The following is a 9,526-nucleotide window of genomic DNA, read 5'->3' as shown; positions in this document are numbered from 1 at the left end:
GAGAGTAAGAAGTTGCAGGGACCGACAGCCACTTGATCGACTTGTGTCGGCCGTGTTGCGGGGACGTTAGCAAGCACTTGCATATTTTGGAACCCCTTGCACTCTCGTCGCTGCAAGACGTCATCGGTACAGTGCCGTGCATGCGAGCGAGGATGTCCGACATCGCCCGGCAGGCGCAGGTCAGCGAGGCGACGGTGTCGCGCGTCATCAATGACCGGCCCGGCGTGTCGCATGAAACCCGGCAGGCGGTGCTGACCGCACTCGACGTGCTGGGTTATGAACGGCCGGAGCGTCTGCGCAAGCGCTCCGCCGGCCTCGTCGGCCTGATCGTGCCCGAGTTGGACAACCCGATCTTCCCGGCGTTCGCCCAGGTCATCGAGTCGACACTGGCCCAGCACGGCTACACGCCGGTGCTGTGCACGCAGTCGCCGGGCGGGGTCACCGAGGACGAGTACGTGGAGATGATGCTCGACCGGCAGGTCAGCGGGATCATCTTCGTCTCGAGCCTGTCCGCGGACACCGCCGCCGACCAGTCGCGCTACCGCCGGCTGATCGAGCGACCGCTTCCGATCGTGCTGGTCAACGGGTACGCCGAGACGATCGAGGCGCCGTTCGTGTCGTGCGACGACCGGCTGGCCGGCGACCTCGCGGTCTCGCACCTGGTCGCCCTCGGCCACCGGCGGATCGGCATGATCTCGGGACCGAACCGGTTCATCAACACCCAGCGGAAGCTGGCCGGATATCGGGCCGCGCTCGCCCGGGAACTGGGCGCCTCGGAGGTCTCGGACGACTTCGTGGCCCTGACCCTGTTCGGCGTCGAGGGCGGCGAGGTGGCCGCGGATCGCCTGCTCGAGCAGGGGGTGACCGGGATCGTGTGCGCCTCGGACCTGATGGCGCTGGGCGCTATCCGGGCCGCCCGGCGCCGGGGGCTGTCGGTGCCGCGGGACGTGTCGGTGATCGGATTTGACGACTCGCCGCTGATCGCCTTCACCGATCCGCCGCTCACCACGCTGCGCCAGCCGGTGTCATCGATGGCGGTGGCGGCGGTCCGGTGCCTGGTGGACGAGATCGACGGCCACGGGGCGCCGCACTCGGAGTACCTGTTCCGCCCGGAGCTGGTGGTCCGCGGGTCGACGGCGATCGCACCGACCCGCCGCGAGATCGCCGCCGCCTGAGCTGTTTCCCGGTGCAAGTTCTTTCAGAGTTTGCACGAATGGTCGTCGGGCTTTCTGACTTAACCGGATCAGACCGTCAGGCCATTGCCAGCAGCGCGAGGCCCATCGCGGCGCTCATCGTGGCATGGCAGACCTCGGGCCAGCGCGGGGCCTGCGGCGCGATCGCGGCCGGGCGCAGATGCATGCCCCGGACCGCCCACCACAGAGCCGCCGCCACGAGGTAGGCACCGAGGGCCGCGCTGACCCACGCCGGAAAGCCGGCCGCCGCCGCATGGTCGTGCCCCATCCCGCGCATGCTCGACATTTCGCTTTTCGCGGTCGATGTCGTGGCGGCCATCCACAGCATCGCGGCCGTGGCGCTGGCGAAGTAGATCGGCGCCAGCCGACTGCCCGTTGCCACGAGAGCCCGGCTCACGAACCACCCGGTCGACAGCGTGAACCCGGTGACCCAAACACTGGCCGGCACCCCCGACCCCCACGGCCAGATCATCGCGATCATCGACCCGCCCATGAACAGATGCAGCACCTCATCGACGAATCCCGCCCCGGCCGGCCGCAGCACCCGCACCAGGTGAAACAGCGTGGCGATGGCAAACGCGCAGGTCAGCACCCATCGCAGACTCTCGAGACCGATCATCGTGGGAACTGCCTCCCGCGCCGAGGGAACGATCTTCCGGCCACGTTAGACGGTCGACGATCGCCACGTCAGTACCGCCCGCGAGCGATCCACCACCCGATCCGGGCACACCACGCGCCACCGCAGACCGCGGAACGGCCAGCCGAGGCGCGCGCACGACGCAGGTGGCGGCGGGAGCCGGCCACGCCGGGGTGTTGCGGCCGCTAGTGGCGGCCGCCGAGCCGCGGGCGCAGCACGAACGCCACCCCGACCCGGATCAGCCCGAGCCCGGCCGCGAACACGCCCGGGTGGAAGAGGACAGCCGCGCGCCCAGCACCGCGATCGGGAGCACTTCGGCCGGCACACCAGCGCGGCGCCGGGCGTGACTAGCCGGGCCAGGCCAAACGACCGGCGGATCAGCAGCCCGTCGGCGAACGCCGCGAACTGCCCGCCGGTCAGCCGGCCCGCCACCCGGTGCAGGCGCAGGTCCGGGTCTAGCGGGGGACAACCTTCTCGACGGCCCACTGCCGCCAGCTGTCCAGCTTGTGCTGGACCAGGGCGAGCTGCTCGGCCACCGGGCCGGGCCCGGTCGAGCCGGGGGTGGTGCGGGCGGCCAGCGCCGACTCGACCGACATGACCTCGCGCACCGACGGGTCGAGGTGCTCGCTGACCTTGGCCAGGTCGTCGTCGGTGAGGTCCTCGAGCTCGCAGCCGCGCACCGAGCACAGCGCCACCAGCTGGCCGGTGATCTCGTGCGCGTCGCGGAACGGCACGCCGCGCCGGACCAGCCAGTCGGCGACCTCGGTGGCCAGCGAGAAGCCGACCGGGGCGGCCGCGGCCAGGCGGTCGACCCGTACGGTCATCGTGGAGATCATGCCGGCCAGGGCCGGCAGCAGCAGCTGCAGCGTCTCGATCGCGTCGAACGCCGGCTCCTTGTCCTCCTGCATGTCCCGGTCGTACGTCAGGGGCAGGCCCTTGAGCATGGTGAGCACCGCCACCAGCCCGCCCACCAGCCGCCCGCTCTTGCCCCGGGCCAGCTCGGCGATGTCCGCGTTCTTCTTCTGCGGCATGATCGACGATCCGGTGGCGAAGGCGTCGTCCAGCTCCACCCAGCCGAACTCGGTGGAGGTCCAGAGCACCACCTCCTCGCCGAGGCGGGACAGGTGCACCCCGATCAGCGCCGTGACGAACAGGAACTCGGCCACGAAATCGCGGTCGGCCACGGCGTCCATGGAGTTCGGCGCGGGCGCCGCGAAACCCAGCTCCTTGGCTACGGCGGCCGGGTCGAGCGGCAGCGACGAGCCCGCGAGGGCGCCGGAGCCGAGCGGCGAGATGGCCGCCCGGGCGTCCCAGTCGCGCAGCCGGTCGAGGTCGCGCAGCAGCGGATGCACGTGGGCGAGCAGCCAGTGGCCGAAGGTCACCGGCTGGGCGTGCTGCACGTGGGTCATGCCGGGCGCGGCCGTGTCCACGTTCCGCGCCGCCTGCTCGGTGAGCGCGTCGGCCAGCTCGACCAGCGCCACGGCCAGGCCGCGGGCGTGGTCGCGCAGGTAGAGCCGCAGGTCGGTGGCGACCTGGTCGTTGCGGGACCGGCCGGCCCGCAGCTTGCCGCCGAGCGTGCCGAGCCGCTCGAGCAGGCCCCGCTCCAGCGCGGTGTGCACGTCCTCGTCGTCGATGGTCGGCCGGAACTCGCCGGACGCGCAGGCCGCCTCGAGGTCGTCGAGGGCGGCCAGCATGCGGCCCAACTCGTCCGGGTCGAGCAGCCCGGCCGCGGCGAGCACCCGGGCGTGGGCGCGGGAGGCGGCGATGTCGTACGGCGCGAGCCGCCAGTCGAACTGGACGCTCACCGACAGGCGCGCCAGGGCGTCGGCGGGGCCGCCGGAGAACCGGCCACCCCACAGCGAAGTCTTTGTCATTTCGTCCCTCCGTGCACAAGTTGCGCTGGGCGGCCCAAGACCGATTTGCAGGGTCGAATGGGCTCGATCGCTGCGCTCCTCGCCGCCACGGCGCTCAGTCTGCCAGCCGCTGGTGATGGACGACCCGCTCGATCACGGGATGCTCCCTTCGCTGTGTTCACCGGTATGTCCGGCCCAGTCGGCGAGTTTCTCGGCGAGTGCCTTGCCCCCGGTGACGTCGCGGGCCACGACGAGGATGGTGTCGTCGCCGGCGATGGTGCCGACGACATCGGTGAGTCCGGACCGGTCCAGCGCGCTCGCCAGGAACTGCGCGGCTCCCGGCGGGGTACGCAGGACGGCGATGTTGCCGCTGGCGTCCACCCCGGTGAGCAGCTCGCGCAGCAGCCGCAGCAGACGGGCCGGGGCGTCCTCGACCTCGCGCAGCGGCCGGGTCCCGTCCTCGGGGATGAGGTAGGCGCCGCCGACCTTAACGGCGCGCAGCTCCTCCAGGTCGCGCGACAGGGTGGCCTGGGTGACCTGCACGCCCTCGGCCGCCAGCAGCTCGGCCAGCTCGGTCTGCGACCGGATCGCCTTCTGCCTGATCAGTTCGACGATCCGGGCGTGCCGCCCGGCTCGGGTCACCGGTCCGGTCATTTCTCATTCACCGCCAGCAGCCAGGCCAGCAGGGCCTTCTGCGCGTGCAGCCGGTTCTCGGCCTGGTCGAAGACCGCGCTCCGCGGACCGTCCAGCACCTCGTCGGTGATCTCCTCGCCGCGGTGCGCGGGCAGGCAGTGCAGGACGATCGCCTCCGGCGCGGCGGCGCCGAGGAGCTGGTCGTTGACCTGGTACGGCCGGAACGGGGTGAGCCGGTCCTTGCCGTCGTTCTCCTGCCCCATCGACGTCCAGGTGTCGGTGGCGAGCACGTCCACGCCGTCGGCCGCCTCGAACGGGTCGCGGAGCACGTCGACCGAGCCGCCGGTGCGGGCCGCGATCTCGGCGGCCTGGGCCACCACGACCGGGGACGGGTCGAAACCGGAGGGGCCCGCGACCCGTACGTGCATGCCCGCGGTCGCACCGGCGAGCAGGTAGGAGTGCGCCATGTTGTTGGCCGCGTCCCCGACGTACGCAAGCTTGAGGTTCTTGGTCCGGCCGAAGCGTTCCCGGATGGTCTGCAGGTCGGCGAGCAGCTGGCAGGGGTGGAAGCCGTCGGTGAGCGCGTTGACCACCGGGACGTCGACGCCGGAGGCCAGCTGGGTGAGCCGCTCGTCGCCGGTGGTGCGGAAGACCAGGGCGGCGGCGTAGCGGGCGACGACCCGGCCGGCGTCGGCCAGCGACTCGCCGCGGCCGAAGTGGGTGGCCTGGGTGTCCACGATGATCGGCTGGCCGCCGAGCTCGGCGATGCCGGCCTCGAAGGAGAGCCGGGTGCGCAGGCTGACCTTGTCGAAGAAGACGGCGACCGAGCGCGGGCCCTCGAGGGGGCGGAACTGGAAGCGGTGGGCCTTCATCTTGGCCGCGAGGTCGAGGACGGCGGACTGCTCGGCGGGGGTGAGGTCGTCGTCGCGGAGGAAATGCCTAGTCACTTGAGACCGTCCAGGGCATTGATGAGGGCATCGGCTTGCTCGGCGCTGATGATCAGGGGCGGCGCGAGCCGGATGACGTTCGGGTTGGGGGCGTTGACCAGGAAGCCCGATTCTTCGAGCTTGTCCCTGATTTCTCCGGAGACCGGCCGGTGAAGGACGACGCCGAGCAGGAGGCCGGCCCCGCGGACCTCGCGGACCAGCGGATTCTTCTCCAGGCCGCGGTGCAACTGCTCGCCGACCCGTTTCACGTGGTCGAGCAGGCCCTCGCCGGCGATCGTGCGGATCACCGCGAGGCCGGCCGCGCAGGCGACCGGGTTGCCGCCGAACGTGGTGCCGTGCGAGCCGGGGGTGAACAGGTCGGCGGCCGGGCCGAACGCGATGCAGGCGCCCAGCGGCAGGCCGCCGCCGAGACCCTTGGCCAGCGTGATCACGTCGGGCTCGACGCCCTCGCTCTGGTGGTGGAACCAGTGTCCGGTGCGGCCGATGCCGGTCTGCACCTCGTCGAGCACGAGCAGGGCGCCGTTGCGGGTGCAGATCTCCCGGGCGCCGGCCAGGTACCCGGCCGGCGGGACGACCACGCCGTTCTCGCCCTGGATCGGCTCGATGATGACCATTGCCGTTTTGTCCGACACCGCCTGGCTCAAGGCGGACAGGTCACCGAAGTCGACATGGGTCACCTCGCCGGGAAGCGGCCGGAACGGGTCGGCCTTCGACGGCTGGCCGGTCAGGGCGAGCGCGCCCATCGTGCGGCCATGGAACGCCCCGTGCGTGGCGACCACCCGGGTACGTCCGGTGAGGCGGGACAGCTTGAAGGCGGCCTCGTTCGCCTCCGCGCCCGAGTTGCCGAAGACGACCCGGCCCGACCGGCCGGCCAGCGCCAGCAGCAACTCGGCGAGGGCGACGCACGGCTCGGCCAGGTACAGGTTGGAGACGTGCCCGAGGGAGGAGATCTGCTGGGTGACGGCCTGGACCACGGCCGGGTGGGCGTGGCCGAGCGCGTTGACCGCGATGCCGCCGAGGAAGTCGACGTACTGCTTGCCGTTCTCGTCGGTGAGGACCGCGCCCTCGCCGCGGACGAAGGCGATCCGCGGGGTCCCGTAGTTGTTCATCATCGACTGTTGCCAGCGGTCGACCAGCGCGGTCATGCTTCTGTTCCGTTCAGGGGCGGCGGGTGGGGCGGTTGGATGGATGAGGGCACCACCATGGTTCCGATCCCTTCGGACGTGAAGACTTCGAGCAGCGTGGAGTGGGCGACGCGGCCGTCGACGACATGCGCGGCGGGCACGCCACCGCGGACGGCGCGCAGGCACGCCTCCATCTTGGGGACCATGCCGGACTCGAGGCCGGGCAGCAGCTTCTCGAGGGCGTCGGCATCGATGCGGGTGGTGAGCGAGCTCGTGTCGGGCCAGTCGGTGTAGAGGCCGGGCACGTCGGTGAGGATCACCAGCTTGCGGGCGCCGAGGGCTTCGGCCAGCGCCGCGGCGGCGGTGTCCGCATTGACATTGTGCAAGATTCCCGAAATGTCGGGCGCGACGGTGGCAATGACCGGGATGCGACCGGCGGCGATCAGGTCGTCGACCGCCGAGGTGTCCACCCTGTCCACGTCGCCGACCTGCCCGATGTCGACCGCCGAACCGTCCACGAACGCGGTCCGGCGCACGGCGGTGAAGAGTTTGGCATCTTCGCCGGAGAGCCCCACCGCGAACGGCCCGTGCTGGTTGATCAACCCGACCAGCTCGCGCCCGACCTGTCCGGTGAGCACCATCCGGACGACGTCCATCGCCTCGGGCGAGGTGACCCGCAGGCCTCCCCGGAACTCGCTCTCGATCCCCAGCCGGTCCAGCATCTTGCTGATCTGCGGCCCGCCCCCGTGCACCACCACCGGCTTGATGCCGACATACCGCATAAATACGATATCGGCGGCGAAGGCGGCCTGGAGCTCCGGGTTGATCATGGCGTTCCCGCCATATTTGATCACGACGGTGGCGCCATGAAAGCGCTCCAGCCACGGCAGCGCCTCGATCAGCACCTCGGCCTTCTCGTGCGGGGTGGTCACGACGAGTACGCCGAGTTCTCGTGCACGTACGCGTGCGACAGATCGGTGGTCCAGATCGTCGCCGCCATCTCGCCCTCGCGCAGGTTGATGGTGATCGTCACGTCCCGCCCGCTGAGGTCGACCTTGGACCGGTCCTCGGCCGCGGCCCCGCCCTTGCAGATCCACACCCCGTTGATCGCCACGTCCACCCGGTCCGGCTCGAAGCGGGCCGAGGTCGTGCCGACCGCGGCCAGGATCCGCCCCCAGTTCGGGTCGTTGCCGAACAGCGCCGTCTTCACCAGGTTGTTGCGCGCCACGACCCGCCCGACCTCGACCGCGTCCGCCTCGCTCGCCGCGCCCTCCACGGTGATCGCGACGTGCTTGGTGGCGCCCTCGGCGTCCGCGATCAGCTGCTGCGCCAGGTCGTGGCACACGGCCGTCACCGCCTCGGTCAGTTCCGCCGGCGAGGGCTGCACGTTGGAGGCGCCGCTGGCCAGCAGCAGCACCGTGTCGTTGGTGGACATGCAGCCGTCCGAGTCGATCCGGTCGAAGGTGACCCTGGTGGCCGCGCGCAGCGCCGCGTCGAGCACCTCGTTGTCCGCCGAGGCGTCGGTGGTGATCACGACGAGCATCGTGGCCAGGGCCGGCGCCAGCATCCCGGCGCCCTTCGCCATCCCGCCGACCGACCAGCCCTCCTTGCGCACGACGGCGTTCTTGGCGACCGTGTCGGTCGTCATGATCGCTTCGGCGGCCCGTGCGCCGCCGTCGGCCGTGAGCGCCTTGGCCGCCGCGGTGACCCCCGGCAGCAGCTTGTCCATCGGCAGCAGCTCGCCGATCAGCCCGGTCGAGCAGACCGCCACGTCGCCCGGGCCGATCATCTGCGGCCGCGCGCCGCCGCGCAGCACCGTCGCGGTGTGCTCGGCGGTCGCGTGCGTGTCCCGGAAGCCCTGCGAGCCGGTGCACGCGTTCGCGCCGCCCGAGTTGAGCACGACGGCGCGCACGATGCCGCCCTTGAGCACCTGCTGGCTCCAGAGCACCGGCGCGGCCTTGACCCGGTTGCCGGTGAAGACGGCGGCCGCGGTGAAGTCGGGCCCGTCGTTGACGACCAGCGCGACGTCCGGGTTGCCGGAGGGCTTGAGCCCGGCGGCGACGCCGCCGGCCCGGAAGCCCTTGGGGTGGGTGACGGTCATGGTGCGACTCCGAACACGGACAGGCCCGTCGTCTCGGGCAGGCCGGACATGAGGTTGGCGCACTGCACGGCCTGGCCGGCGGCGCCCTTGCCGAGGTTGTCGAGCGCGCTGACCACGATCATCCGACCGGAGTCGACGTCGACCGTGGCCTGCAGGTGGCAGGAGTTCGAGCCGGCGGTCGCCGCCGTGTGCGGCCACTGCCCTTCGGGCAGCACATGCACAAAAGCCTCGTTCGCGTACGCCTGCGCCAGCACCTCGCGGGGATCCCCGTCCCGTCGAAAACGCGCGGTGACCGTCGCCAGGATGCCGCGTGGCATCGGGGCCAGCACCGGGGTCATCGAGAGCGACGTCGCGCCGGTGGCCTGCTTGATCTCCGGCACGTGCTGGTGTGCGCCCACCTTGTACGGCGAGAGGTCACCCATCACCTCGCTGGCCAGCAGGCTCACCTTCGCGTTGCGCCCCGCGCCGGAGGTGCCCGAGGCGGCCACCACGACCACATCGGCCGGGTCGGCGAGCCCACCGGCGATCAGCGGGGCGAGCGCGAGCGTGATGGTGGCCGCATAACAACCCGTGTTCGCCACCCGGTCGGCGGCCGCGATCAGCTCCCGCTGGCCGGGCAGCTCGGGCAGCCCGTACGTCCAGGTGCCGGCGTGCTCGCCGCCGTAGTATTGCCGCCAGAGCTCGCCGTCCCGCAGCCGGAAGTCCGCCCCGAGGTCCACCACCTTGGTGCCGGCCGGCAGCTGCGCGGCGAGTGCCGCCGACTGCCCGTGCGGCAGGGCGAGAAACACCAGGTCGGCGTCGGCCAGGCCGGCCGCGTCGGTCGCGCCGAGCGTCAGGTCGAGACCGGTCAGCTGCGGGTGCACGGCGCTGACGTGCGCGCCGGCCTGCGCGTGCGCCGTGGCCGCGACCAGGTCGAACTCGGGGTGCCCGGCGAGCAGGCGGAGCAGCTCGCCGCCCGCGTATCCACTGGCCCCGGCGACCGCAACCCGGATTCCCATACCAACCTCCGCATGACTATGCAGAGGACCGTATCAAGCC

At 71.5% G+C, this 9,526-nt stretch carries 9 protein-coding genes; 1 reads left to right on the top strand and 8 read right to left on the bottom strand.

Features of this window, described 5'->3' with window-relative positions; translation table 11 throughout:
• Nucleotides 1–140 precede the first annotated feature (140 nt).
• A complete protein-coding gene (locus tag ODJ79_RS35325) occupies nt 141–1,175 on the top strand; it encodes a LacI family DNA-binding transcriptional regulator (RefSeq protein WP_263027998.1) in 1,035 nt (344 codons plus the stop codon).
• A 76-nt stretch (nt 1,176–1,251) separates the two neighbouring features.
• Here ODJ79_RS35325 and ODJ79_RS35320 read toward each other — a convergent pair whose 3' ends face one another.
• The 8 genes from ODJ79_RS35320 to argC form a co-directional block, all read right to left on the bottom strand.
• On the bottom strand, nt 1,252–1,812 hold the full coding sequence (locus ODJ79_RS35320; RefSeq protein WP_263027997.1) for a DUF5134 domain-containing protein: 561 nt from the start codon (nt 1,810–1,812) through the stop codon (nt 1,252–1,254).
• A gap of 473 nt (nt 1,813–2,285) precedes the next feature.
• Nucleotides 2,286–3,704, bottom strand: coding sequence for an argininosuccinate lyase (argH, locus tag ODJ79_RS35315; protein ID WP_263027996.1), 1,419 nt, complete (start codon nt 3,702–3,704; stop codon nt 2,286–2,288).
• Nucleotides 3,705–3,836: 132 nt separating this feature from the next.
• Nucleotides 3,837–4,337, bottom strand: coding sequence for an arginine repressor (locus ODJ79_RS35310; protein WP_263027995.1), 501 nt, complete (start codon nt 4,335–4,337; stop codon nt 3,837–3,839).
• Nucleotides 4,334–5,263 (bottom strand): ornithine carbamoyltransferase, encoded by a 930-nt coding sequence (gene argF, locus ODJ79_RS35305; protein WP_263027994.1) that lies wholly within the window; start codon nt 5,261–5,263, stop codon nt 4,334–4,336. Before argF ends, ODJ79_RS35310 begins: the two co-directional genes overlap by 4 nt.
• Nucleotides 5,260–6,408, bottom strand: coding sequence for an acetylornithine transaminase (locus tag ODJ79_RS35300; RefSeq protein WP_263027993.1), 1,149 nt, complete (start codon nt 6,406–6,408; stop codon nt 5,260–5,262). The genes argF and ODJ79_RS35300 overlap by 4 nt, the downstream gene beginning before the upstream one ends.
• A complete protein-coding gene (gene argB, locus ODJ79_RS35295; RefSeq protein WP_263027992.1) occupies nt 6,405–7,319 on the bottom strand; it encodes an acetylglutamate kinase in 915 nt (304 codons plus the stop codon). Before argB ends, ODJ79_RS35300 begins: the two co-directional genes overlap by 4 nt.
• Nucleotides 7,316–8,488: a bifunctional glutamate N-acetyltransferase/amino-acid acetyltransferase ArgJ gene (gene argJ, locus ODJ79_RS35290; protein ID WP_263027991.1), complete on the bottom strand. Its 1,173-nt coding sequence runs from the start codon at nt 8,486–8,488 to the stop codon at nt 7,316–7,318. Before argJ ends, argB begins: the two co-directional genes overlap by 4 nt.
• Complete coding sequence (argC, locus tag ODJ79_RS35285) at nt 8,485–9,486, bottom strand: N-acetyl-gamma-glutamyl-phosphate reductase (protein WP_263027990.1); 1,002 nt, start codon at nt 9,484–9,486, stop codon at nt 8,485–8,487. Before argC ends, argJ begins: the two co-directional genes overlap by 4 nt.
• Nucleotides 9,487–9,526 lie beyond the last annotated feature (40 nt).

The organism is Actinoplanes sp. KI2 (assembly GCF_025630775.1).
Taxonomy (GTDB): domain Bacteria; phylum Actinomycetota; class Actinomycetes; order Mycobacteriales; family Micromonosporaceae; genus Actinoplanes.
The sequence above is the reverse complement of the archived record's forward strand: the minus strand, read 5'-3'. Positions and strand labels throughout refer to the sequence as shown.